This is a genomic window from Glycomyces xiaoerkulensis (genome assembly GCF_002798405.1).
In the GTDB taxonomy this organism is placed as follows: domain Bacteria; phylum Actinomycetota; class Actinomycetes; order Mycobacteriales; family Micromonosporaceae; genus Glycomyces; species Glycomyces xiaoerkulensis.
The window spans coordinates 21,950-44,163 of sequence record NZ_PGGV01000039.1 but is presented as its reverse complement, the minus strand read 5'-3'; the positions used below and the strand labels follow the sequence as shown (position 1 = coordinate 44,163).

20 protein-coding genes are annotated in these 22,214 nt (G+C 70.8%); 6 read left to right on the top strand and 14 right to left on the bottom strand.

What is annotated here, in order from left to right:
- Nucleotides 1-53: 53 nt before the first annotated feature.
- Both CUT39_RS19800 and CUT39_RS19795 read left to right on the top strand, forming a co-directional pair.
- The gene (locus tag CUT39_RS19800; protein WP_100449191.1) at nt 54-1,556 is read left to right on the top strand and encodes an Hsp70 family protein; all 1,503 of its coding nucleotides are present in this window, start codon (nt 54-56) and stop codon (nt 1,554-1,556) included.
- Between the two features lie 142 nt (nt 1,557-1,698).
- Nucleotides 1,699-2,016: a DUF4333 domain-containing protein gene (locus tag CUT39_RS19795; RefSeq protein ID WP_100449190.1), complete on the top strand. Its 318-nt coding sequence runs from the start codon at nt 1,699-1,701 to the stop codon at nt 2,014-2,016.
- 49 nt (nt 2,017-2,065) lie between these two features.
- Here the strand turns inward: CUT39_RS19795 and CUT39_RS19790 are convergent, their stop codons facing one another.
- Complete coding sequence (locus tag CUT39_RS19790; protein WP_100449189.1) at nt 2,066-3,127, bottom strand: hypothetical protein; 1,062 nt, start codon at nt 3,125-3,127, stop codon at nt 2,066-2,068.
- Between the two features lie 217 nt (nt 3,128-3,344).
- On the opposite strand from CUT39_RS19790, the gene CUT39_RS19785 reads away from it, so the two are divergent.
- Nucleotides 3,345-5,672, top strand: coding sequence for a M28 family peptidase (locus CUT39_RS19785; protein ID WP_100449188.1), 2,328 nt, complete (start codon nt 3,345-3,347; stop codon nt 5,670-5,672).
- Here the strand turns inward: CUT39_RS19785 and CUT39_RS19780 are convergent.
- From CUT39_RS19780 to CUT39_RS19760, 5 genes are all read right to left on the bottom strand, one after another.
- Nucleotides 5,669-7,123, bottom strand: a complete 1,455-nt coding sequence (locus CUT39_RS19780; protein ID WP_100449187.1) for an ATP-binding protein — start codon at nt 7,121-7,123, stop codon at nt 5,669-5,671. The genes CUT39_RS19785 and CUT39_RS19780 overlap by 4 nt on opposite strands.
- A gap of 227 nt (nt 7,124-7,350) precedes the next feature.
- Nucleotides 7,351-7,548, bottom strand: coding sequence for a DUF397 domain-containing protein (locus tag CUT39_RS19775; protein ID WP_100449186.1), 198 nt, complete (start codon nt 7,546-7,548; stop codon nt 7,351-7,353).
- The gene (locus CUT39_RS19770) at nt 7,545-8,393 is read right to left on the bottom strand and encodes a Scr1 family TA system antitoxin-like transcriptional regulator (RefSeq protein WP_157930851.1); all 849 of its coding nucleotides are present in this window, start codon (nt 8,391-8,393) and stop codon (nt 7,545-7,547) included. Before CUT39_RS19770 ends, CUT39_RS19775 begins: the two co-directional genes overlap by 4 nt.
- A gap of 181 nt (nt 8,394-8,574) precedes the next feature.
- The gene (locus CUT39_RS19765) at nt 8,575-9,777 is read right to left on the bottom strand and encodes an McrC family protein (protein WP_100449184.1); all 1,203 of its coding nucleotides are present in this window, start codon (nt 9,775-9,777) and stop codon (nt 8,575-8,577) included.
- Complete coding sequence (locus CUT39_RS19760; RefSeq protein ID WP_198587301.1) at nt 9,774-12,008, bottom strand: McrB family protein; 2,235 nt, start codon at nt 12,006-12,008, stop codon at nt 9,774-9,776. The genes CUT39_RS19765 and CUT39_RS19760 overlap by 4 nt, the downstream gene beginning before the upstream one ends.
- A 184-nt stretch (nt 12,009-12,192) precedes the next feature.
- On the opposite strand from CUT39_RS19760, the gene CUT39_RS19755 reads away from it, so the two are divergent.
- Entirely contained in the window at nt 12,193-13,038 is an 846-nt protein-coding gene (locus CUT39_RS19755) for an NAD(P)H-binding protein (RefSeq protein WP_100449182.1), read from the top strand.
- A gap of 16 nt (nt 13,039-13,054) precedes the next feature.
- Here the strand turns inward: CUT39_RS19755 and CUT39_RS19750 are convergent, their stop codons facing one another.
- Together CUT39_RS19750 and CUT39_RS19745 are read right to left on the bottom strand one after the other, a co-directional pair.
- A complete protein-coding gene (locus CUT39_RS19750) occupies nt 13,055-13,987 on the bottom strand; it encodes an aldo/keto reductase (RefSeq protein ID WP_100449181.1) in 933 nt (310 codons plus the stop codon).
- A 32-nt stretch (nt 13,988-14,019) separates the two neighbouring features.
- Nucleotides 14,020-14,880, bottom strand: a complete 861-nt coding sequence (locus CUT39_RS19745) for an aldo/keto reductase (protein ID WP_100449180.1) — start codon at nt 14,878-14,880, stop codon at nt 14,020-14,022.
- A gap of 152 nt (nt 14,881-15,032) precedes the next feature.
- Here CUT39_RS19745 and CUT39_RS19740 point away from each other — a divergent pair, with 152 nt between their 5' ends.
- Nucleotides 15,033-15,956 (top strand): LysR family transcriptional regulator, encoded by a 924-nt coding sequence (locus CUT39_RS19740; RefSeq protein ID WP_198587300.1) that lies wholly within the window; start codon nt 15,033-15,035, stop codon nt 15,954-15,956.
- 17 nt (nt 15,957-15,973) lie between these two features.
- On the opposite strand, the gene CUT39_RS19735 is transcribed toward CUT39_RS19740, so the two are convergent.
- The gene (locus tag CUT39_RS19735; protein ID WP_198587299.1) at nt 15,974-16,804 is read right to left on the bottom strand and encodes a MerR family transcriptional regulator; all 831 of its coding nucleotides are present in this window, start codon (nt 16,802-16,804) and stop codon (nt 15,974-15,976) included.
- Between the two features lie 100 nt (nt 16,805-16,904).
- The gene (locus tag CUT39_RS19730) at nt 16,905-17,747 is read right to left on the bottom strand and encodes an alpha/beta fold hydrolase (protein ID WP_100449177.1); all 843 of its coding nucleotides are present in this window, start codon (nt 17,745-17,747) and stop codon (nt 16,905-16,907) included.
- Between the two features lie 76 nt (nt 17,748-17,823).
- Here CUT39_RS19730 and CUT39_RS19725 point away from each other — a divergent pair, with 76 nt between their 5' ends.
- The gene (locus tag CUT39_RS19725) at nt 17,824-18,675 is read left to right on the top strand and encodes a helix-turn-helix domain-containing protein (protein WP_100449176.1); all 852 of its coding nucleotides are present in this window, start codon (nt 17,824-17,826) and stop codon (nt 18,673-18,675) included.
- A gap of 58 nt (nt 18,676-18,733) precedes the next feature.
- Here the strand turns inward: CUT39_RS19725 and CUT39_RS19720 are convergent, their stop codons facing one another.
- The 4 genes from CUT39_RS19720 to CUT39_RS19705 are packed head-to-tail and all read right to left on the bottom strand — an operon-like array spanning nt 18,734 to nt 22,143.
- Nucleotides 18,734-19,903, bottom strand: a complete 1,170-nt coding sequence (locus CUT39_RS19720) for an ABC transporter permease (RefSeq protein WP_100449175.1) — start codon at nt 19,901-19,903, stop codon at nt 18,734-18,736.
- Nucleotides 19,890-20,558: an ABC transporter ATP-binding protein gene (locus CUT39_RS19715; RefSeq protein WP_100449174.1), complete on the bottom strand. Its 669-nt coding sequence runs from the start codon at nt 20,556-20,558 to the stop codon at nt 19,890-19,892. The genes CUT39_RS19720 and CUT39_RS19715 overlap by 14 nt, the downstream gene beginning before the upstream one ends.
- Nucleotides 20,555-21,616 carry a peptidoglycan-binding protein gene (locus tag CUT39_RS19710; RefSeq protein WP_100449173.1) on the bottom strand — a complete coding sequence of 354 codons (1,062 nt, stop codon included), beginning with the start codon at nt 21,614-21,616 and terminating at the stop codon, nt 20,555-20,557. The genes CUT39_RS19715 and CUT39_RS19710 overlap by 4 nt, the downstream gene beginning before the upstream one ends.
- Nucleotides 21,613-22,143 carry a hypothetical protein gene (locus CUT39_RS19705; RefSeq protein WP_157930849.1) on the bottom strand — a complete coding sequence of 177 codons (531 nt, stop codon included), beginning with the start codon at nt 22,141-22,143 and terminating at the stop codon, nt 21,613-21,615. Before CUT39_RS19705 ends, CUT39_RS19710 begins: the two co-directional genes overlap by 4 nt.
- Nucleotides 22,144-22,214 lie beyond the last annotated feature (71 nt).

The window sequence follows — 22,214 nt, the reverse complement described above, 5'->3', positions numbered from 1 at the left end:
CGGCTACGCGCCGTAGTTTCTCTTCACGGCCGGTTTTGCCTAGACTCGTCCCCATGCATCCCTCCCGCCCGCCGGCCGCAGTGGGCATTGACCTGGGGTCCTCGACGACGACGGTCATGGTCTGCCGCGGCGAAGAACGTCCACGTGCCCAACGAGTCGACCCCGGTTCCGACGAGCTCCCCACCGCCCCGGCCGCCCTGGTCATGCCCGCCTCCTGGGACGAGCCCCGGCGCCGTGCCCGCGCCGCCGAGGCCGACCGGGCCGGCTTCGGCCACGCCGAGCCGATCGCCGAACCCGAGGCCGCCGCCCGCTACTACACCGGCGTCGTCGGACGCGAGCCGGCACCCGGCACCCCGCTCGTCGTCTACAGCCTCGGCGCCTCCTCCTGCAACGTCAGCGTCGTGACCGCCGAGGACGACCGCTTCACGGTCCTGGCCGCCGACCACCTCGACGACGTGGGCGGGCGGCGCTTCGACGAGCTCCTCGGCGCCTACCTCGCCGGGAGGCACCGCCCCGACCACCCGGAATTCGCGAGCCGGATCGACGGCACCGGCGACCCGGCCGACCGCGCGGAACTGCTCGACCGGATCAGGGCCGCCCGCGAGAAGCTGTCCGACTGGGCGACGGTGACCGTCGACGCCGGGTTCGGGCCGGAGCTGACCCGGACCGAGTTCGAACAGGTCGTGGCCGACCCGGTCGCCGCGACCATCGCCCTGGTCGAGCGCACCATGGACCGGGCCGGCCTCACCCCGGACGATCCGGTGAAACTGATGGTCGTCGGCGGCGCCGCCCGGACGCCGATCCTGGCCTCGAGGCTGCGCGAGCGATTCAACGCCGACCTGTTTATTCCGGCCATGCCCGAGCTGGCCGTCTCGGAGGGAGCGGCGCTCGCCGCGCTCGCGGGCGCGGCCAAGTCCGGCACGTCCGGGCCCGTCGGCGATCCTCGCCCGCACTCGATGCTGCCGTTCGGGGTGCTGGTGGTCGCCCTGGCGCTGCTGTTCGCGATCGCCGCGCCGATCGGCGTCGGACTCGTCCGCGGCGACATGGCCTTCACCGAGGTCGTCGGCGACAGCGCGATCGACCTGCCCGAGCTCGGAGGCCTCCCCGAATCCGAGTCCGCATCGGAGTCCGAGGCCGAGCCGGACCGGCAGGACCCGCCGGCCCCGGAGTCCAGCGACGCCCCCGGAACGCCGACGACCGGCGAGCCGCCGAGCATCGAATCGGAGACCGAACCCGGCGCCGAACCGTCCGAGTCCGAATCCGAACCGCCATCGGACGAGCCCAGCACCTCGCCGTCGAGCCCCCCGGCCTCCGAGAGCCCGGACGCCACCGGCGTGATCCCCGACGTCACGGGCGAGTCGGTCTCGGACGCGAAGCGGATCCTCGCCGAGGAGGGGTTCACCGAGGTGGTGGTCCACGGCCGCCGGCGGACGCACGAAGGACCCCGCTACGACGACTGCGAGGTCTCCTCCCAAGGGCCCGCGGGCGGGACCGAGCGCGGCTACGACGACCGGATCACCCTCACCTACACCTACGTCGGTACCGACACCTGCTGACGCCCACCGCATCGAGGCCCGACCGGCGTTGTTCCCGGCGACGGTTGCCCATGGCCGCTAGCCTGTGAGGCGGCCCTTCGGCGTGGTCGGATCCCCGCTCGCGCACGGGCCCGCAGACACGACCACATAGGAAGGCCTGCCCATGAGGAAGCCAATCGCACTCGGCGTCCCGCTCGCCGCGGCCGCCATGGCGCTCTCCGCCTGCACGGCGGAGGCCGGGCGGACCATCTCGGCCGATTCCATCGCCGACGCCGCCGCCGACGCCCTGGAAGAGCAGATCGGCACCCGGCCCGACGTCGACTGCGGAGACGACGCCGTGATTCCCTCCGAGGGCAAGGAAGTCGACTGCGTGCTCACCGACCCCGAGACCGGGGACGAGTACGACACCACCGTCACCTTCGCCGGAGAGGACGGCGGCGAATGGAACTTCGACGTCCAGGTCGCGAGCGAACCCCGGTAGGCCCGCCGCGGCGATGCGAACCGCCCGGCCCGCATCGCCGCACCGGCGACTACTCCGGCGCTTCGGCCGGTCGCGGGTGCACGAGGAGGACCACCAGGACCGCCGCCAGCGCCGCCGCGACCGGCGGTCCCGTCCACATCTCCGGGGCCGGCCAGTCGTCGGCCTCCACACTCGACACGACGAAATAGGCCAGCCACGTCACCACCGACCAGCCGGCGGCGAAGGCCAGGAGGTCCGCCCGCCGCGCCGCGTGGAGCGGCCTGACCCTCGTCCACAGGTCGGCCAGGACGCCCGATCCCAGCAGGACCGCCATGATGCCGAGGTTGTCGAAGCCGACGGTGGCCCCCGAAACCAGGGCCGGCCCGGCGAACAGGATCGCGTGGGCGCCCGCCGGGGCCCGGAAACGGCGGGCGACGACCAGGATCGAACCGGTGAGGATCGCGTTCGCGCCGACGACCGCGCCGGCCAGCCCCCGGGCCTCGGGCGGGAAGTGGCCGTGCTCCTCGGTCGGCTGGAACATCCACACCACGTCCTCGGCCGTCCAGGCGAAGGCGTTCACGTACCGGAAGAACATCAGCAGCATCAGCAGGAACAGGCTGAAGCCGATGAAACCGGGGACGACCGGCCCCAGCCTGGGTGAGGCGGACAGGTCGCGGCGCCGCCAGACCGCCAGCCACGGGGCGATCACCATCATCCCCGAGCCGACCGCCAAACCGAGGTGCGAGGGGCTGAAGAAGGCGTCGATGGACGTCTCGATCCCGAACACCGAATGCCAGAGCATGTCGGCGACGCCCATGAGCAGGAACAGCGGGGCGCCGACGACCGCGGGGCCGTAGCCGACCGGCACCGCCGCCGGGCCGTGACGGCCGGCGATGAGATTGCGCAGCACCAGCAGGGCGACCCATCCGGCGAGCGCGGCGAATCCCGAGTAGAGGGACAGGTGCCACCAGGTCCAGAACGACTCGGGGCGCCCGGTGGCGTGCGCCCAGAGATCGAGGGTGAATCCTCCGATGAACCAGAGGGACAGCAGCGTGGTGACCAGGTCCTGCCACCAGGCGGGGAGCAGGCGCTCCTGTCGTGAATCGGTGAGAAGGCTTTTGAGCGTGATCATGCCGGGCTCCAGGGGGTCTGGGCTATTCGCCCTTATGGTGGCCCAGAAGGCGTTTCGGCACAAGGTCCCATGTGAACACCGACCGGGGTCACCGGGCGCGCCGCGGGCCGCCGGGAATCGTTCGCTCAGGTCGCGATCGGCACCGGAGGTCGACATCAAGCGAGCGCCGACCAGTACAGTGGGTGCGTCCCCCGGCTCCGAACCCCGAGGACCGCCGATGAACGGCCGCATACTCGCTCTGCCCGCCCGCCCCTGGGCCGCGCTGGCGCTCCTGGCCGTCCTGGCCGGGCTCGCCGTCGCGAACTGGGCCGCCGACACCGCCTCGCCGTCGCCCGCACCCGCCGACGCTCCCGAACGCGCCTTCAGCGCCGACCGCGCCTGGGACACCGTCGAGGCCGTCGCCGCCGAACCCCACCCCATCGGCACGGACGCCAACGACCGAGTCAGGGACCTCCTGGTCGACCGGCTCGAGACGCTTGGCTTCAACGTCGAGGTCGAGACCGGACCGGCCCGCGACACCGCCGACGGCCGGGTCCACTTCGGCTCGGTCGCGAACATCGTCGCGACCCTGCCGGGCACCGACCCCACCGGCACGGTCCTGCTCACCTCCCACTACGACTCGGTGCCCTCGGGACCCGGCGCGGCCGACGCCGCCTCCGGAGTCGCCGCCCTCGTCGAGACCGCTCGGGCGCTCAGCCTCGACCGCCCCCACCGCAACGACATCGTCGTGCTGCTGACCGACGGCGAGGAGATGGGACTGCTCGGCGCCGAGGCCTACACCCGCGCCCACCCGGCGACCGACCGGCCGACAGTCGTCCACAACCTGGAGGCGCGCGGCGTCTCCGGACCCTCCCTGATGTTCGAGACCTCGGAGGCCAACGCCGAGCTGATCGACCTATTCGCCTCGGCCGCACCCCACCCGCACGGCGACTCCTCGGCCATCGAGGCCTACCGGCAACTGCCCAACGACACCGACTTCACCCGCTTCGCCGAAGCCGGGTACATCGGCCTCAACACCGCCTTCATCGGCGGCGCCTCCTGGTACCACACCCCGCGCGACGACACCGACCACCTCGACCCGGCCAGCCTCCAGCACCACGGCGAGAACGCCCTCGGCGTCGCCCGCGAACTGTCCGGCATGGACCTGACCGAACTGGAGGCTGACCGCGACCGGACCTTCTTCGGGTTCCTCGGCGCCCTGATCCACTACGACCAGGCATGGAACGCGCCGCTCGCCTTCGCCGGTCTCGCCGCCGCCCTGGCGGCGGCCGGTCTCGCGCGGGCGCGGCGCCTGCTGAGCCTGCCGCGCCTGGCCGGAGCCTGCCTCGCCTTCACCGCGCCCATCACGCTCGCGGCCGCGGCGGCGATAGGCCTGTGGCCCGCCCTGCAGGCACTCCGCCCCGGCTACGCCGACACCTTCGGCCTGCTGTTCAACCGCACCTTCTACTACCTGGCGATCCTGGCGTTCGCACTCGCGGCGGTGGCCGCCTGGTACGTGCTCCTGCGCGGCGTGCTCGGCCGCGCGGCCCTGGCGCTGGCGCCGCTGATGTGGCTGGCCGGGCTCGGCATCGCCACCGCCTTCGCCGTCCCCGGAGCCTCGTTCGTATTCGCCGTGCCCGCGCTGGCCGCGGTCGGCCTGGTGGTCGCGATGGCCCTCGAGCGGCGCCGCCGGGCGCTCCGCGCGGTCGGCTACGCGGTCTTCGCGCTGTCACTGGTGCCCGTGGTGGTGCAACTGAGCTGGACGTCGAACCTCATCGAGGCGTTCGGCATGGAGCTCGCCGCCGTCCCGGCGGTGCTGATCGTCCTGTTCGCCGCCCCGGTGCTGCCGGTGGCGACCATGTTCGGCGGCACGGCGACCCGGGCGCCGTGGTTCGTGCCCTCGACCGCAGCGGTGTCGGCGCTGGCGCTGGTCGCCGCCGGATTGGCGGTCGACCGGTTCGACGCCGACCGCCCCCGCCAAGCCTATTTGTCCTATGTGATCGACGCCGACAGCGGCGTCGCGGCGTGGGTGAGCCGGGACCGGGACCGTTCGGAGTGGACCTCCCGGTACGTCACCGAGGACGGCCTGGAAGGCTCCGGGCTGCCGGAGGCCTACGTCGCCGCGTCCGCGCCGGTCACCGGCCACGGCACGGCCGACCCGGTCGACCTGGAGCCGCCGCAGGCCGCCTACGTCGCCCAGGAGGCCGGCTCGGTGACGCTCCACCTCTCCTCGCCGCGCGGGGCGAACACGATGTGGCTGGCCGTCGACGGCGGACCCGAACGAGCCGAGGTCGCCCTGCCGGACGGCACTACCGCGAGCGCGGAGATCGACCCGCCGGCCGATGGCGAGGGCCCGACGCAGATCTGGTTCTACAATGTCCCCGACGAAGGGGTCACCGTCACCGTCCACGGTCAGGCCCACCTGCTCGACTTCACCGTGTTCGACCAGTCCCACGGCCTCGAAGGCCTCGACGGCTTCACCGAGCGGCCCGACGGACTCATGCGCTCCCGCAACCGTCTCAGCGACACCGTCACCGTCGCCACCCAGGTCATCGATGCGCCTTAGGAGCGGTAGAGCTCGTCGAGCCCGATCAGTTGGATCCGGGGGTCCTTCGCCGCCTCGGCGGTGAGGTCGTCGCTGAACCCGGCGGCGCTGAAGCAGGCCAGGGCCGCGTCGGCGGCCCGGTGGTGCTTGCGTTCCAGCAAGTCCCGCACCCGGGCGAGCCTCGCGAGGTGGTGCAGGTCCATGCGGGTGCCCCACTTCGCTTCGCCGATGCAGAGCACCTCGCTCGGCCGTCCCGGCTCGGTCGGGCCGGTGGCGACGACGTCGATCTCGATCGGGGTGCGGGTCCGCTGGTCGGTCATGGTCCCGGCGGCCACCGCGGCGGGGAAGGCTCCGAATCGGTCGCCGGAGGCGGTGTAGGCGCGGCACAGTTGCTCGAAGTGCGGGCCCATCACCCGGCTGTGGAACTGCGGCTTGCTCTCCTCCCAGACCGAGGCGGCCTGGCCGAGTTCGAGCCGGGACCAGGAGCGGCGCATGATCGCTTCGTAGAACTCGATCAGCGGCTCGTTGATGCGGAACAGGTGCCGGTTGGCCTTGAAGGCGTCGGGCTCGATGCGGATCAGGTCGCAGTCTTCGAGGACCGAAAGGGCGTGGGTGAGGTCGGAGGCCTGGCGTCCGCAGTGCTCGGCGATGCCGCCCCGGGTGTGGCGGCCGGCGGCGATGGCACCGAGTACGGCGTGGTACAGCGAGGGGCTGCGGACGCCGCTCTCGGTGGTGATGAGGTAGCGGGCCTCGCGGTAGAGGGGGCTCCGGTCGTCGAGCACGTGGCCGATCACCCAGTCGTCGAACTCGGAGAGGTCCCGCGGCGCATGATGGTCGACGTACCGGGTGCGGTAGGCGGGGGTGCCGCCGGTGACGGCGTGCAGGAGTGCGGCGAGCCTCGGGTCGTCGGCCTGCCAGAATTCGGCGGCGGTGCGGTAGTCGAACGGTTTGACGATCAGCTCGAGGGAGGCTCGCCCGCGCAGGGGGGCGTCGCCGCTGAGCAGGCCGCCCATGGTCGCCATCGCCGACCCGCACAGGATCAGGCGGGTCGGCGCGGCCTCGGTCCACGCCCGCTCGCGGGAGTCGATCTGGTGCTGGATGATCGACGGGAGGGCTGGGGAGGCGCCGATCAGGTAGGGGAACTCGTCGATGACGACGCTGCGGCCCGCGCAGTGCTCCAGGACCTGGTTCAGCGCCTCGTTCCAGGAGTCGAACTCGAAGGTGCCGGGGGTCTGGAGGTAGTCGGCCAGGGCCCGGCCGAGCTGGGCCAGGGATTCACGTTCGGTGGCCTCTTCGGCGGCGAAGTAGAACCCGCCGGTGGCGTGGGTGAGGGCCTGCAGCAGGAAGGTCTTGCCTTGGCGTCGCCTGCCGCTGACGATGCCGAGCGTCGGTTCGGGCGCGGGGCTGTTGACGAACCGGTCCAGGGCCCGCCATTCGCGGTCCCGGTCGAAGAGCACCGCGGGCTTGTCCATGAACCTCCCTAATCTCATGCAACTATGGTTCATGCAAGTATACTTGCATGAACCATAGTTGCATGGAATCGTGCTAGCGGTCGCCCGATCGCCGCCGAAGCGCTGGACGGTGTCGCTCGAGGGAAGGCGATCGGCGGCGGGTTCTCGGTGCCGCCGCCGACGCGATGGATGGTGCTGTGCTTTGTGGGCGGCAGCCCGCTTGCCTCCACGCCGGGCTGTCGCGACCACTACTGCCCGGGGGCGTCCTTCACCCATGCGAGTAGAGCGTTGTAGCTGCTCGCGTCGACGGTGAGGATGGGGCGGTCGTCGGCGAGCTTGCTGTCGGACACCTGCGGGGTTTCGCCGTTGAGACGGACCTCCACGCAGTTGTCGTCCTGGTTCGCGCCGCTGCGGCTGGACTTGCGCCACGGCCCGATGCTCGTCATTTCAGGAAGTCCTCCAATGCGATCGACTTGCCCGATGCCTGCTTGAAGGCACCGGTGAAGAACCTACCTCGCGTCGAGTCGGCGGGAATGAATCCCGAGCCCCGAGGCGCCTCGACGTTGAGTATGGTCTCCTCGCCGTCGTCGTATTCCAGCAGCTTCAACGTCCAGGTCTGCAGGTTGTAGCGGCCGGCGCTGAACGGAATGACCCGGACATCGGCGAAGGGGAGGGCAGAGATCTTGCCCAGATCGGCCAGGATCTCTTCCTTCTCGGGGCCGAGGTCGATCGTCAGCGCGGCCTCACCGAGCAGGAACATGGCCGGGCGCTCGGACCTGATCCAGCGTTCACGCCGTGTCATCCGGAACTCCAGCCCCTCATCCCAGTCGAACTCGTCTTCACCGGAGACGCCGCTCGTATCTCGGATCATCCGGCAGTACGCCTCGCTCTGGATGCGCGAGGGGAGCACTGAGAACGAGTGGAATGCCAGGTAACCGGCATTGTCCTCGCACTGCTGGTAGAACCAGCCGCGGTCTTCCAGGACGCTCGCGTAGTGGCTGCACCAGTCTCTTGCTCTGGCTGCCTCCGCGAGCCGTGCGATGTGGTCCATCAGCTCGTACGGCGTCCGGTAGAAGCGGAGCAGCGCGAGCACGGTACCGACCTTGAGCCCGCGATACCGCCCGGACTCCAGACGTGTCAGGGTCTTCGGCGAGCAGATGTCCCGCGGGATGTCGGTCTTCTCGTACCCCTTGGGCAGCCGCGGTCGGGGCCGGGTCCGTTCGGAGATGAGTTGGCGGCCCAGCTCCATCAGGGGAGGAGGGCCAGGGATCGCTCCGTCACTTTCCGTCATGATCCGGGATTGTGGATATCGTGACCGGTTGGTTACAAGATCATCCTGTGTGTCGCACACGTGTCGGCCTGTGTCGGATATCCGACTTTGGTTGAATTCGGTTGCGCAGGCGGCAATCCTGGCTCGGGATGGCCGACGAGCCTTCTTCCTGGTTGCGATTCGCTCGGGAGAGAGCAAGGAGTCAATCGAGGTTCGCGTTGGAGCGGCCAGTGCGAAGGGGGCCGAGCACCTGCTCGGCCAGCTCGCCGATCTTTCGGAGGATCGTGGTCGGTGGCGCCTCGAGGTCGAGAGGGAACCTGAGGATGCGGATGGGGGAGTTCCGGACGCTCAGCCACTCCGGTTCCCGAAGTCCGTGGGCGTAGACCAGGCAACCCGTCGTCGCGGCGAGCGCGGTGCAATAGGACACGATCTGGAAGTGGTCGGTATTGTTGCCGCTCTTGTCCTGGAACTTGTACTTGGCGTCCAAGACCGCGTCCGTCCCGCTTCCCGTGGACACGATGACATCGGCTCTGATCTGGATGGTCCGCTGGTTGTCGAGGTGGCCGCGGAACTGGTCGTCGACCCGTCCTCGGAGGCGGGTGAACGACTCGCGCAACGCCACGGTGACGAAGTCCTCGAAGACCTGGTGTACGGGGACCACGAACGACGCCACGTTCATCCCGCCGGGGTCCGTCTCCGTCGACTGGTGGCGGAGCACGATCTCGGCGATCCGGAGTGCGTCGGTGTAGTGCGCGTTGAGGCGGGTGGTCGACCATTCCGGGATCGACCTCGTGTCGGCCAGGACTCCGGCCCCGCCGAGATGTGCGTCGAGCCGGGCGATCCGCGCCGGTATCCCGTCGGGCAGCCTGGGCACGTCGGCCATGCTCCGCAACGCCGTCCGGAGCAGCCGGTTCTCGACGACATCGGTGGTGTGCTCGTCGTACCGCACTTCCAGGGGGAACGACTGGCCGGGACGGGCGCCGATCTGGTCGGCCACTCTCATGCGGCCCCGGAGCACTGGCGAGGCGGCGTCGACCGACGCGTATCCCCGGATCGGGCCGCGGGCCAGCGCGCGTTCGGCGTACCGGACGAGGGACTCGGCCAGCGCCGGCCACAGGTCGGCCTCGGCGGCTCCGGGGGCGTCCTCGGGGCGGAAGTTCGGGTTCTTGGCGTATCCGATCAGGAACAGCAGCCGCGAGATGCCCATTTTGGGCTGGACCTGGACGTCCAGGTCGCCGATGCGGACCGCGCCGACCTTGCCGGTGGCGCGCAGGCCCCACCGTCCGCCCGGCGCGGGTGCGACCTTGACCAGTCCGGTCTCCCTGAGCGCGGCGGCGGTGTCGTGGTCGATGGTGCGGACTTCGGGCCGCTGCTGGAACTCGTCCAGCACCACGGGGTCGGTCACGTCGCGTTCTGCTCCCGGTCCGCGTCCGGGTTCGCCGCCGCTCCGGTCGCCCGCCGGACGGCGTCGAGTCCGAACCGGTCGTTGATTTCGGTACGGCCGAGCCTGCCGTGGAAGTGCTCCTCCAGCAGCGGCAGCAGGTCGTGCCGCCATATCCGGGCGAGCCCGGCGTCGGTCTCGGCCTCGGAGCCCATGAGGTACGAGGGACCGATCTTGAAGTCTCGGTCCGATTCGGGGATGGCCTCGTTCAGCGCCCGCAGCAGCGCCGGACGCGGATCGTCGGTGGCGTCGCCGCCCAGCGATCGGGTGAGGAGATCGCGCACCGGCCACTCCTCGGGATGCATCTCCTCGAACGCGAACCGGCGCCGGATCGCGGCGTCGAGCAGCGCGATCGACCGGTCGGCGGTGTTCATGGTGCCGATGAGGTAGACGTTCTCCGGCAGCGAGAACGATTCGCCGGGCGAGTACTGCAGGCGGACCGAGCGCTCGCGGTACTCCAGGAGGAAATAGAGCTCACCGAAGACCCTCGACAGGTCGGCGCGGTTCATCTCGTCGATGATGAGCACGTGCGGACGGGGATCGTTGTGCGCCTTGCGCGCCAGGTCGCGGAGCGGCCCCGGCCTCAACTCGAACCCGACTGAGCCGTCCTTGGCGGGAGTCGGCCGGAAACCCTCGAAGAAGTCCTCGTAGGAATAGGAGGAATGGAACTGCACCAGTTCCACCGCGTCGCGGTCGGTGAGGTGCGCCGCGAGTTCCTGGGCCAGATAGGTTTTGCCGGTTCCCGGCGGCCCGTAGAGCACGATCTGCTTCCGGCTCTTGACCAGCGATACCAGGTCGCCCAGCCAGTCGGGGTCGTAGTGGATCCGCTCGGACAGCCGCTGCAGCCGTGCGGGATCGAGCGGATCGACCACGGGAGGGGTCTGCCGTGCCTCCTCGGTCGAGTCGGCCTCGAGTCCGATCAACTGCGACAGTTCCTTGAGCTCGCCGCTGATATCGACGATCCGGTCGGAGCGTTGGAGCGCCGCCCGCAGCGACTGCGGCGCATTGGCGAGCGCCATCGGCCTCTCGTTGTACCAGTCGACCTCGCGGTGCAGTTCCGCTCCGGGCTCCGTGCCGAGCGTCGGTTCACTTTTGACCACGCCGGCCCAGAGCCGGTCGTCGACTACGGTCACCACCAGGTCGTCGGGCTGGATCAGCGACCAGAACGAGTGGATCTCCGTGGTCAGCGCCAGGCGGTCGGCGTAGTCGAGGTGGCCGTAGCCGCTCTCGACCGCACTCCGGATCACCGCCCGGTCCATGGTCTGCGGCAGCGGACCGAGGCGGGCGCCGGGGAAGGTGATCGAGCCCTGATCGGTCCACGGCGACGGCCCTGTTTCGCCGCCCTGCGGCGGGCGGAGGAACCAGGCCCGCTGTTCGTCGCCGGGCCGTATCGCCGTCCTCCATTCGTCCCTGAACGGCCGCTTGTAGAGGTCGATCCGGTCGCCGTGCTGCCGTTGCAGGCGCAACGTGATCTCGAACAGGTCCCGGTCGGGGTCGCCGGTGGCCTCGCCGTGGGGCAGCAGGTGCCCGAATGCCGCGCGGATCCTGCGCTTGTGCTCGACATTGACGATCGGGAGGAAGTATCCGGGGAAGGCGAGGTAGAGCAGCGCCTCGGTCATGGAGGCCATCCCTCCGGCTGTGCGGACCCAGTCGCGCCAGGCCCAGGGGTCGGCGATGATGCGCGACCGCTCGTCTTCGGGCAGTCGGAACCAGCTCGTGAGCAGTTCCACCGCATCGAAGAGCCATTTCCACAGCATCGTGTGCGCTCCGGTGCCGCCGTTCCAGGTGCCCTCGTGGAAGGCGTCCAGGACGTGGTCCGGGATCTCGACGCGCTTGCGCATCCAGTGGAGCACCCGCTCCACTCGTTCGATCTTGCTGCTCGGCCTGAGATTGCCCTTGAGCAGGGGGAGGGACTGCAGCGCGAGCAGTTCGGCCATGAGGAGCTTGGCGTCGTCGGAGGCGTCGGCCAGTTGCCGTTCGAGCTTCTCGTGGAACTTGTCGCTGCCTTCGTCCGGCCGGAGGTTGTAGCAGCGGTGGAGTTCACCGACCGTTTCGGCGTTCCACAGCGGTCTGCCCCGGTCGAACAGGGACGTGCCTTCGCCGAATCCCAGGTCGATGTATTCACGGCCGACCGCGCGGATGCCGTCGTCGTCGCGGGCGGGGATCAGGACTTCGCTCGTCGAGGGGTCGATCACAAGCCAACCTTTCGGTGCTCCGCAGCTCTCTGTCCTCATGCTACGTCGCCGGACCGACCGGCCCGAGGCAGTGCCGTACCGGCGAGTACAGCGGAGTCGATGGAGCGCCGCCGTAGACGCATCCGCATGGACCGTGGCGTCTGGGACATGTGAGCTCGCGCGTCGGGGGAGTTGACTGGGTTCCATGGCAGACAGGAACGAATCCACCATTCTCGTCACCGGCGCCACCGGCAAGGTCGGCCGCCGACTCACCGAACGCCTGCGGACGGCCGGGCACGACGTCCGCCCGGTCTCCCGCAGCACGGCGGTCCCGTTCGACTGGTTCGACCGGTCCACCTGGGCGGCGGCGCTCGAAGGCGTCGGGGCGGTCTACATCATCCCGCCCGACGAGCCCTTCCCGGCCGATGAGTTCGCCGCCGAGGCGGTCAAGGCAGGTGCGAGCCGCCTGGTCGCCCAAGCCGGGCGGCGCATCCACCTCCTGACCGAGCTGCTGGGCATCGAACCCGGGACGATCGGCATGCACGCGGCCCAGGAGGCCGTGCAGAAGACCGACGCCACCTGGACGGTGCTGCAGCCCAACAACTTCAACCAGAACTTCAACGAAGGCATCCACCTTGACGAGCTGCACGCGGGCGAGCTCGCGCTGCCGCTGGACGACGCCGCCGAGCCGTTCATCGACGCCGACGACATCGCCGCCGTCGCCGCCGCGGTCCTGACCGAGGACGGCCACCACGGCCGGATCTACGAACTGTCCGGCCCCGAAGCGCTGACATACGCCGAAGCGGTGGCCGCGATCTCGGAGGCCACCGGCATGGAGGTGTCCTTCCGGTACGAAGGCCCCGAAGCCCACTCGGCGCGGTTGCGGTCGGCGGGCGCGCCGGAGGAACTCATCGGGTTCCTCGAGGCGATGTACCAGCTCATGCGCGAAGGCGGGATCGGCGAGGTGGCCGACGGCGTGAAGCAGGTGCTGGGCCGCGAGGCGGTGTCCTTCGCCGACTGGGCCGCCACGGCGGACTTCGGCCGGGCGTAGCCCGGCCAACCGGGGCCTACGGCACGGTGTATCCGGCGGCGCGGAACAGCTCGTACCACTCCGCCCGGGTCAGCGGGACCTCGGAGCCCTGGGCCGAGGCCGCCACCCGCTCGGGGTTGGTGGTGCCGATGACCACCTGCATGTTCGCCGGGTGGCGAGTGATCCAGGCGGTGGCGATCGCCAGCGGCGGCACACCGTACTTCGCCGCCAGCCGGTCGATGGCGCGGTTCAGCTCCGGATACCGGTCCGAACCCAGGAACGGCCCGTCGAAGAAACCGGCGGTGAACGGCGACCAGGCCTGCACGGTGATGTCGTGCAGCCTGCAATAGTCGATCAGCCCGTCGTCGCGGCTGATCGACTGGTCGAGCCCCTGCATGTTCGCGGCCACACCCTGAGCCAGCAGCGGGGCGTGGGTGATCGAGAGCTGCACCTGGTTGGCCACCAGAGGCTGGTTGACGTATTTGCGCAGCAGGTCGATCTGCCTGGGAGTGTGGTTCGAGACGCCGAAGGCGCGGACCTTGCCGGCGGCGGCGAGCTCGTCGAAGGCGCGGGCCACCTCCTCGGGCTCGACCAGGGCGTCGGGCCGGTGCAGCAGGAGGATGTCGATGTAGTCGGTGCCGAGCGCGGCCAGGGATCCGTTCACCGACTCGACGAGGTGCTCGTAGGAGAAGTCGAAGTACGGGCCGTCCTTGACGATGCCGGCCTTGGTCTGGATGGTCAGCCGCTCCCGCTCGGAGGCGGTCAGGCGCATCGCCTCGCCGAAGCGGCGCTCGCAGCCGTGGAGGTCGTGGCCGTAGACGTCGGCGTGGTCGAGGAAGGAGATGCCCGCATCGGTGGCGGTGCGCACCAGGGTGCGGATCTCTTCGTCGGTCTTGTCGGGGATGCGCATGAGGCCGAGCACCACGTTCGGTGCGGTGATCTCGGTGCCGGGCATGGTGAAGGTCTTCATGGAGTTGTCCTCGTCGTCGGTGGAGTGGGCGGTCAGGCCGCGATGAGGCGGGCGAGCTGGTCGTCGGTCAGCTCGACCTCGGCGGCGCCGGCGGAGTCGCGGATGCTCTCGGGGCGCGAGGCGCCCGGGATCGGGACGACCACCGGGGAGAGCGCGAGTTCCCATGCGAGCGTCGCCTGGTAGACGCTGACGCCGAGTTCCTCGGCGACCGACCGGAAGGCGGCGTGCCGGTCGGCCAGCTCGGGGGCGTTGGCGATGCCGCCGAGCGGGCTCCACGGCAGGAAGGCGATGCCGAGCCTGGCGCAGTGTTCGAGCTCTTCGAGGCTGGACAGGAAGCGCGGCGAGAACTGGTTCTGGACCGAGGCGAGGCGGCCGCCGAGGATCTCGTTGGCCTCCTCGATCTGGTCGATGTTCGCGTTCGAGATCCCGGCCATCCGGATGGTGCCCTCGTCGAGCAGGTCGCGGAGGGCGCCGATCGAGTCGGCGTAGGGCACCTCGGGGTCGGGCCGGTGGAACTGGTACAGGCCGATCGCCTCGACGCCGAGTCGCTTGGCCGAGTCCCGGGCGGCCTGCTTGAGGTATTCGGGGCGGCCGTTCTGGGTCCAGCTTCCGTCGCCGGGGCGCAGGTGGCCGCCTTTGGTCGCGACGAGGACCTCGTCGGCTCCGGCGCCGCGTCCGCGCAGCGCGCGGGCGATGAGCTCCTCGTTGTGGCCGACTTCGCCGGCGTCGCGGTGGTAGGCGTCGGCGGTGTCGATGAAGTTGACGCCGGCGTCGAGCGCGGCGTGGATGGTGGTGATCGACCGGTCGGCGTCGGGGCGGCCCTCGATGGACATCGGCATGCCGCCGAGGCCGATCGCCGAGACGCGGCGGTCGCCGATGGTGCGCTGCTGCATGGCTGCTCTCCTTGATGCCGGATGGGATGCCCTGGGGCACGTCGATGCGGTGATCGCCGCGGGGGCTGGCTGACCCTGGACATCCTAGGAACCGGTAATCTAGAAGTCCAATAACTGCTACTTATGGGATTCAGAAGCACGGGGCATCGATCATGGATCTGCGGCAAATGGAATACCTGGTGGCGCTCGCCGATGAGAGGCACTTCACTCGCGCCGCCGAGCTCACCGGGATCTCGCAGTCGGGCCTGTCGGCGGCGATCCGCGGCCTCGAAGAGGAGCTCGGCACCGGCCTGTTCGTCCGGACCACGCGCCGGGTCGAGCCCACCGAGGCCGGGTTCGCGCTGCTGCCGTATGCGCGGTCGATGCTCAAGGAGGCCGCCGACGCGCGCGACGCGGTGGTGAAGGCCAGCCGCGCCGTTTCCGGGTCGCTCCGGATCGGGTCCGAGCAGTGCCTCGGCCTGGTCGACGTCGCGGCCCTGCTCGACCGGTTCCACCGCCGCCACCCGCAGGTGGAGACCCACTTCACGCAGTGCGGTTCGCACGACCTGCTCGGCATGCTCAGGTCCAGCGAGCTCGACGTCGCCTTCGTCGCCACCGACCGGCACCTCAGCGCGCTGCCGCACACCGAGATCGGCCGGGAACCGCTGGTCGTCCTGCCGCCGCCGGACCACCCGCTCGGCACCCGCGCCTCGATACCCTGGGAGGCGCTGGACGAGGAGGACTTCATCGACTTCGGTCCGGCCTGGGGCATCCGCACGCTGAACGAGGCCGCATTCGCCTCGCACGGCGTGCACCGGCGGGTCCGGTGCTCGGTCAACGACGTCCACACCCTGCTGGACCTGGTCAACCGCGGACTCGGCATCGCGGTGGTGCCGAAGCACGTCGCCGCCAAGCCGCAGGCGGCCGGGCTGCGCGCCCTACCGCTGGCGGACGGCGGGGTTCCGGAGTGGACCGTCTCGGTGGTTTCGACGACCGGAGGCCACGCCGAGGCCCCGGCCGCCCACCTGCTGGAGCTGCTCAAGGACACGCCGGTCTGCGGCAGCGAACCGGCCCGCCTGGCGCTCGACCGCGCCTGACCGGCCGCCGATCACGTTCAGTCCGGCGCCGGGCAGGGGTGCTCGCGGACCGGGCACTGCAGCTCGACCGCCCGGGGGTCGTTCGGCGGGCCGTCCAGGTGGACCTGGCGGTGCAGGCCGTGCGAGGTCAGGCCGTGCTCTTCGAGCGCGACGTCGAAGGTCGACCAGGCGTCGGCGATCTCGGCGGCCGGCCCGCGGTGGATCACCGCCGCGCCCCTGGCCTCGGCCGGGAGGTCGACGACCTCGACGCCCTCGGCGCCGCCGAACTCCTCGCCGATCGGGACGGCGGCGGCGATGTCGATCTTCGAGCCGTCGGGCCGCCCGTAGTAGGTGCGGACGCCGCCGCTCTCGACGGCGACGCCCGCCGCCGCCAGGCGGTCCTTGAGCGTCTCGAACAGCGGCGCGATGGCGTGGCCGATCTCGGTGGTGTCGTTGACCTGTGCGGCGATCTGGGCGAGTCGCAGCGCCGGCAGCGGCTTGAACTCGAGCGTGTCGTTGGTCATGGTCAGTCCTCTTTCGATCGATCGAAGACGCCTGCCCACCTCTTGCAGCCGCCGGGTGTCGGTCTCGATCCGCTGCTCCAGCTCGGCGTGCCGCGTGCGCAGCATCCGGTGGAGCCGTTCGGCCGGGACCTCCTCGTCGAGGATGGCGCGGCACTGGGCGAGCGTGAAGCCCAGCTCCTTCAGGGCGACCAGCGCGTTCACCCGCCCCACCTGCGAGGCCGAATACCAGCGGTACCCGGTGGACGGGTCCACGTGCTGGGGACGCACCAGGCCCTCGGCGTCGTAGTGGCGCAGCATCCTCACCGACACCCGGGCGTGGCGGGCGAGATCTCCGATACTCAACATGGCCACATCAGTCCAGCCCATCTCACCGTGTCAGGGTCAAGGCGATCCTCTCACGGCATGACGTGACCTGGACAACATACGAGTGCTCCGGTCGCGGCCGCTACACCCTCCGCCGGGCGGTGAAGGCCAGCAGCAGTTCGGCCGTCCGCGGCGGATCCTCCAGGATCGGGGAGTGTCCGACCCCGGGCAGCCGGTCGACTTCCGCGCCCGGGACGGCGCGGTAGTCGGCGGCCGACGAGGACCGCCATCGCCGGTCGTGCTCGCCGAAGATCACCAGCAGCGGCTTGCCGACGTCCGCCAGACGGTCGGGCAGCGTCCGCTGCTCCAGGTAGTGGTCGGCCGCCTGCGTGGTGGCGGCGAACGAGTGGAAGGTCATCCCGCGAACGTCGTCCACAATCGATTGCGGGACCCGGAAGCCGTCGCGGCTGAAGCCGGTGGCGGCGAGCCGGCGGACCTGCTCCTCGTCCGGCGGCCAGTGCGAGGGCCCGATCCCGGCCGGTTCCGGCGCGATGAAGGCCCCCATGTCCGGACCGGTGCTGACGAGCGCGAGCGCGTCCACCAGCTCGGGCCGCTGCTCGGCGAGTGAGGCGGCGACCATGCCGCCGCTGGAATGGCCGACCGCCACGGCCCGCTCGATGCCGAGACGGTCCAGCGCCTGTCCGGCCCGGCGTCCCTGGTCGGGTATCGAGTAGGTGCCGTCGTCCGGCTTGGCCGACCGGCCGCATCCGAGCAGGTCGATCCGGATGACGCGATGGGACGCCGTCAGCAGCGGTACCAGCGCGTCCCACGAACGGCCCGACGCGGCCGAACCGTGGACCAGCAGGAGCGCCGGAGCGTCCGGGGGACCGTCGTCGCGCGCGTGGATGTCGCCGTCCTCCAGAGGCAGGAGCGTTCCCTCGGTGGTCTCGGAGTCGCCTTTCACCTGCGGTTCTTCATCAGTCATGAGGCCATGGTCGCCCGGGGCAAGCGCCGGGGTCTTGGAGGAATGTTCCTGCCCGGTCGGCGCATAGAATGGGCGGATGCGTTCCAGTGCGGGCGAACGGGCCGACCCGGCCGAGTGGGACGTCGCGACTCCGGGACGGCCCGGCCGGGTGCCCGGCGTCGGCATGGCCGGATTCGGCGTCCGCCGCCTGACCGGCCTCCGCATGATCCCGCACCCGGCCGTGACGCTGGTCCTGGAGTTCGGTGCGGGACGCCCCGTCGTGGACGAGGCCGCCGGGCGGCGGCAGTGCGGCAACCTCGTCGCCGGGCTCGGAAGCGGGTTCGGCGGCACGGTCCGGGTGCATGGGGAGCACATCGAATGCGTGCAGGTGCGCCTGTCCCCGCCGCTCGCGCGCGCGGTCCTGGGCACCGACCCCGGCGACCTGGACGGCGCCACGGTGGCACTCGACGACCTGTGGGGCCGCGAGGCGCGCCGGATCAGCGAGCAACTGGCCGAGTCCTCCTCATGGGAGGACCGCTTCGCGCTGGTCGAGGCCGTCCTCGCCCGTCGCGGTCAGGGACGGCACCCGGTGGAACCGGAGGCGGCCCTGGCCTGGAACCGGATCGTCCACAGCCGCGGCCGGGTCCGGGTCGACCGCCTGGCCGCCGAGATCGGATGGAGCCGCAAGCGCCTGTGGTCCAGGTTCCGCACGCAGATCGGTCTGTCGCCCAAGCAGGCCGCCAAGCTGGCCCGCTTCGACCACGCCGCCCACCGCCTGGTCGCGGGCGAGGCCGCGGCCTGGGTCGCGTTCGAGAGCGGCTACAGCGACCAGTCCCACCTGCAGCGCGAGGTCAAGGCGTTCACCGGAGCGACCCCGGCGGCCTTGTCCGGAGCGCCGTGGCTGACCGTCGACGACGTCGCGTGGCCCCGGCACGAAGTGCCCGCATGATCGGCTCCTTCCATTCGGCGCAGGAGAGCGGCGGCCCGCGAAGGCGGGCCGCCGCGCCCTACGGGGCGGTGAGCGCCTCGGTGGGGGACAGACGGGCGGCCTTGACCGCCGGGTAGAGACCGGCGATCGCCCCGATCGCGGCCGTGGCCGCGACGCCCCCGCCCAGGACCCACGCCGGGACCGTGGGCGGCCAGCCCTGCCACGCGGCGTAGGCGGCGGTGATCGCCGAGCCGAGCACGACCCCGCCGAGGCCGCCCAGCAGCGACAGCAGCAGCGACTCGGCCAGGAACTGGCTGCGCACGTTCCCGCGCGTGGCTCCCAGGGAGCGCCGCAGGCCGATCTCGCCGCGCCGCTCCAGGACCGATATCACCATCGTGTTCGCGACGCCGACCCCGCCGACCAGCAGCGCCACCGCGCCCAAGCCGAGCAGCAGGCCGGTGAAGGTCTCCTCGGCGGCCTCGGCCGCCACCAGGGCGTCCGAAGGCCGCGAGACCTCGACTTCGTCCGGGTGCTCGGGGTTGGCCGTCGCGCCCAGGACCGCCTGCACGTCCGACACCGCCGACTCGGAGGCCCTGGTGTAGACGGTCGTGGCGTGGGTGTCGAATCCGAGGTACTCCTCAGCGGCCTCCCAGCCCACGATCGCCGCGGTGTCCAGCTCCGGAGCCAGCTCCGCCGGCTCCAGAATCCCGACCACGGTGAACCACTGGCCGCCCAGCCATATCTGCACGTCGGGGTTCGCCGACACGCCGAGCCGTTCGGCGGCCTCGGCTCCCAGTACCACCGCCGGGTAGTCGTCGGTCGCCTCGCTGAGCCACCGCCCCTCGGCCATCTCGCCCGCGACCACATCGAGCAGGTCGAGGCGGGCGGCACGGGCGGTGATGCCGCCGGTCTCCACCTCGGGGATCAGGTCGTTCCGGTACACCGACGCGTCGATCGCCCCCACCGCCGAGGTGTCGAGCACCGGGCCGATCCGCTCGATCATGGCCTCCGAGGCCAGGGGAAGCTCCGACTCCTCGCCGAACATCGACTGGCCCGGCCCGACCGTGAGCAGGTTCGTGCCCAACGCGTCCAGTTTCCGGTTCAGATCCGCCGACGAGGACGCCGAGATGCCGACCACCGCGACCATCGCGGCGATGCCGATCGCGATCCCGATGGCCGACAGTGTCACCCGCAGGGGCCGCGAGCGCAGCCCGTAGGCGCCGGTCCGCCAGACGTCAGCCCACCGCATCGCGCACCACCCGCCCGTCGCGCATCTCGATGCGGCGCGGCAGACTCGCCGCGATGTCGCGATCGTGGGTGATGACCACCACGGTCGTGCCCGCACCGTTCAGCTCGCGCAGCAGTTTCATGACCGACTCGCCCGACACCGAGTCGAGGTTTCCGGTCGGTTCGTCGGCCAGCAGCAGGTCCGGTTCGCCCACGATCGCGCGGGCGATCGCGACGCGTTGGCGCTGCCCGCCGGACAGCTCGTGCGGTCGACTGGAGGCCCGGTCGCCCAGGTCGACGCGCTCGAGCGCGTCGGCGGCCCGCTCGCGCCGCCCGGCGCGCGGCATCCCGGAGTACAGCAGTCCGTCGGCCACGTTGTCCAGGATCGGCACCCCCGGAGCGAGATGGAAGGACTGGAAGACGAAACCCAGCGAGGTCGCGCGCACATGCGAGACCTCCTTGTCCGACAAATTCGCCACCTCGTGCCCGGCCACGCGGACCGTCCCGGAGGTGGGCCGGTCCAGCGTCCCGGCCAGGTTCAGCAGGGTCGACTTCCCCGAGCCCGAGGGGCCGACGATCGCCGCCAGCTCCCCGTCGCCGATACCGAGCGAGACGTCGTCGAGCGCGGTCACGCCAGGGTAGGTCTTGGTCACCGAATCCAGCGTCACGACGCTCATTCCGGGACCACCACCGACATGCCCTCGTCCAGGCCGTCGCCTTCGACCTCGACCAGTCCCCGCTCGAAGAAGCCGGTGTCGACGGGAACGATGGTGGTCTCCCCGCCGTCGGCGATCTCCAGCCCGTAGCCGCCCTCGCGCAGCGCCAGCAGCGCCTCGACCGGGACGGCGAGCACGTCCTCGTGGACGTCGCGGGTCAGCTCCACGGTCACCGGCGCGGACTCCAGGTCCCCGAGCGGCCCGTCGTCGACGGTCACGGTGACCTCGATGGTGGTCGGCTCCTCCTCGCCGGAGGCGACCTCATCGGAGCCGCCGCCGGAGACGGTGGTGCTCACATCGGTGACCTCGCCGTCGACCTCGGTGCCGTCCGGCAGCGTGACGGTCACCGCCATCTCCTCCTCGGCCAGGTCCTGGTCGCTCACCTCCAGTTCGAGCGTCACACTCCGCTGGTTCCGGGTGTAGCCGAGGATCGGGCCGTTCGACGGGTCCCCGACGGAGGCGATCCGCTCGGCCACCCGCATCGTGTGCGGCAGGAACACCACCGATCCGAGCGGGACCGTGCCGGTCTCGGCCATGCCGATGTCGGCCTGCCAGTCCTCCACGGCCGCGGCCGTGGCCCAGGTGTAGGAGTCGTCGGCGGTGAACCGGTTCTCGTAGCCGTTCTCCGACAGGAACCGCTCCAACTGTTGGACGTCCGGGCCCTCGGTGCCGGGGACCAGATCGCGCCACATCGGCAGCTCGCCCTGCATGACGACCACGGGCTCGTTGTTCACGAAGTAGGCGGCGGTCCCCGGCTCCAGCACCGTCCCGGCCTCGGCCATGTCGGTCACCGTGCCCTGGAGCAGGCCCGCCAGCTCGTACACCGTGCCGTAGGACAGGGTGCCGTCGAAGTCCTCGGTGCGAGCCATGTCGCGGCGCTCGATGTCGGCGGTAGACGCCGGCGAGTCGTCGGCCGTGGCTTCGGAGCCCCCGGTGCCGAGGAACGTGAATGCCCCGGCGACCGCCGCCGCGGCGGCGACCGCTCCTCCGCCGAGCAGGATGTACCTCCGCGTGCTCATCGGCCGCCACCTCCGAGTCCGAACTCGTGGATCTCCGCGCACGCCTCGCTGGCCTCCTCGAAGTCGGGATCGTCCAGCAGGTCCCTGGTGACGGACATGCCGTCGCCGGAGGGGTCCGGGAAGTCCTCGACGCCGTTCTCTCTCATGCAGTCGGCGAACTCCCTGGCGGTCTCGTCGTCGAGGTCGGGTCCTCCGGCGCTTCCGGAACCTTCGGCCGCGCGGAAGTCCTCGAGCAGGTCTTGGCAGGCGTCCATGGCCGCCTCGAAGTCCGGGTCGTCGGTGACGTCGCCGTCCATCATCACCGGACCGCCACCGGGGTCGGGGAAGTCCTCGACGCCGTTCTCACGCATGCAGTCGGAGAAGGCGAGCATGGACTCCTCCTGCGTCAGGTCCTCGCCGGTCTCCTCGGTCCGGTCGGTATCGCCGCCGGCGCTGGCGACGTCGTCGTCGGACCCGGCGGCGTCGTTGCAGGCGGCGGCCAGCATCAATGCCGAAGCCGCTCCGGCCACGAGCAGTGTTCGTCTCACGTTTTCGCTCCCATCCGTGGATGTTCGATCGCGCGGCCAAGTGAAACTCCGTGGACGTGTGGTCTCCGTCA

What these genes read in the sequence shown, in the direction of transcription:
- CUT39_RS19800 (WP_100449191.1), top strand. Translation starts at nt 54, where the DNA reads ATGCATCCCTCCCGCCCGCCGGCCGCAGTGGGCATTGACCTGGGGTCC.
- CUT39_RS19795 (WP_100449190.1), top strand. Translation starts at nt 1,699, where the DNA reads ATGAGGAAGCCAATCGCACTCGGCGTCCCGCTCGCCGCGGCCGCCATG.
- CUT39_RS19790 (WP_100449189.1), bottom strand. Translation starts at nt 3,127, where the DNA reads ATGATCACGCTCAAAAGCCTTCTCACCGATTCACGACAGGAGCGCCTG.
- CUT39_RS19785 (WP_100449188.1), top strand. Translation starts at nt 3,345, where the DNA reads ATGAACGGCCGCATACTCGCTCTGCCCGCCCGCCCCTGGGCCGCGCTG.
- CUT39_RS19780 (WP_100449187.1), bottom strand. Translation starts at nt 7,123, where the DNA reads ATGGACAAGCCCGCGGTGCTCTTCGACCGGGACCGCGAATGGCGGGCC.
- CUT39_RS19775 (WP_100449186.1), bottom strand. Translation starts at nt 7,548, where the DNA reads ATGACGAGCATCGGGCCGTGGCGCAAGTCCAGCCGCAGCGGCGCGAAC.
- CUT39_RS19770 (WP_157930851.1), bottom strand. Translation starts at nt 8,393, where the DNA reads ATGACGGAAAGTGACGGAGCGATCCCTGGCCCTCCTCCCCTGATGGAG.
- CUT39_RS19755 (WP_100449182.1), top strand. Translation starts at nt 12,193, where the DNA reads ATGGCAGACAGGAACGAATCCACCATTCTCGTCACCGGCGCCACCGGC.
- CUT39_RS19750 (WP_100449181.1), bottom strand. Translation starts at nt 13,987, where the DNA reads ATGAAGACCTTCACCATGCCCGGCACCGAGATCACCGCACCGAACGTG.
- CUT39_RS19745 (WP_100449180.1), bottom strand. Translation starts at nt 14,880, where the DNA reads ATGCAGCAGCGCACCATCGGCGACCGCCGCGTCTCGGCGATCGGCCTC.
- CUT39_RS19740 (WP_198587300.1), top strand. Translation starts at nt 15,033, where the DNA reads ATGGATCTGCGGCAAATGGAATACCTGGTGGCGCTCGCCGATGAGAGG.
- CUT39_RS19735 (WP_198587299.1), bottom strand. Translation starts at nt 16,804, where the DNA reads ATGTTGAGTATCGGAGATCTCGCCCGCCACGCCCGGGTGTCGGTGAGG.
- CUT39_RS19730 (WP_100449177.1), bottom strand. Translation starts at nt 17,747, where the DNA reads ATGACTGATGAAGAACCGCAGGTGAAAGGCGACTCCGAGACCACCGAG.
- CUT39_RS19725 (WP_100449176.1), top strand. Translation starts at nt 17,824, where the DNA reads ATGCGTTCCAGTGCGGGCGAACGGGCCGACCCGGCCGAGTGGGACGTC.
- CUT39_RS19720 (WP_100449175.1), bottom strand. Translation starts at nt 19,903, where the DNA reads ATGCGGTGGGCTGACGTCTGGCGGACCGGCGCCTACGGGCTGCGCTCG.
- CUT39_RS19715 (WP_100449174.1), bottom strand. Translation starts at nt 20,558, where the DNA reads ATGAGCGTCGTGACGCTGGATTCGGTGACCAAGACCTACCCTGGCGTG.
- CUT39_RS19710 (WP_100449173.1), bottom strand. Translation starts at nt 21,616, where the DNA reads ATGAGCACGCGGAGGTACATCCTGCTCGGCGGAGGAGCGGTCGCCGCC.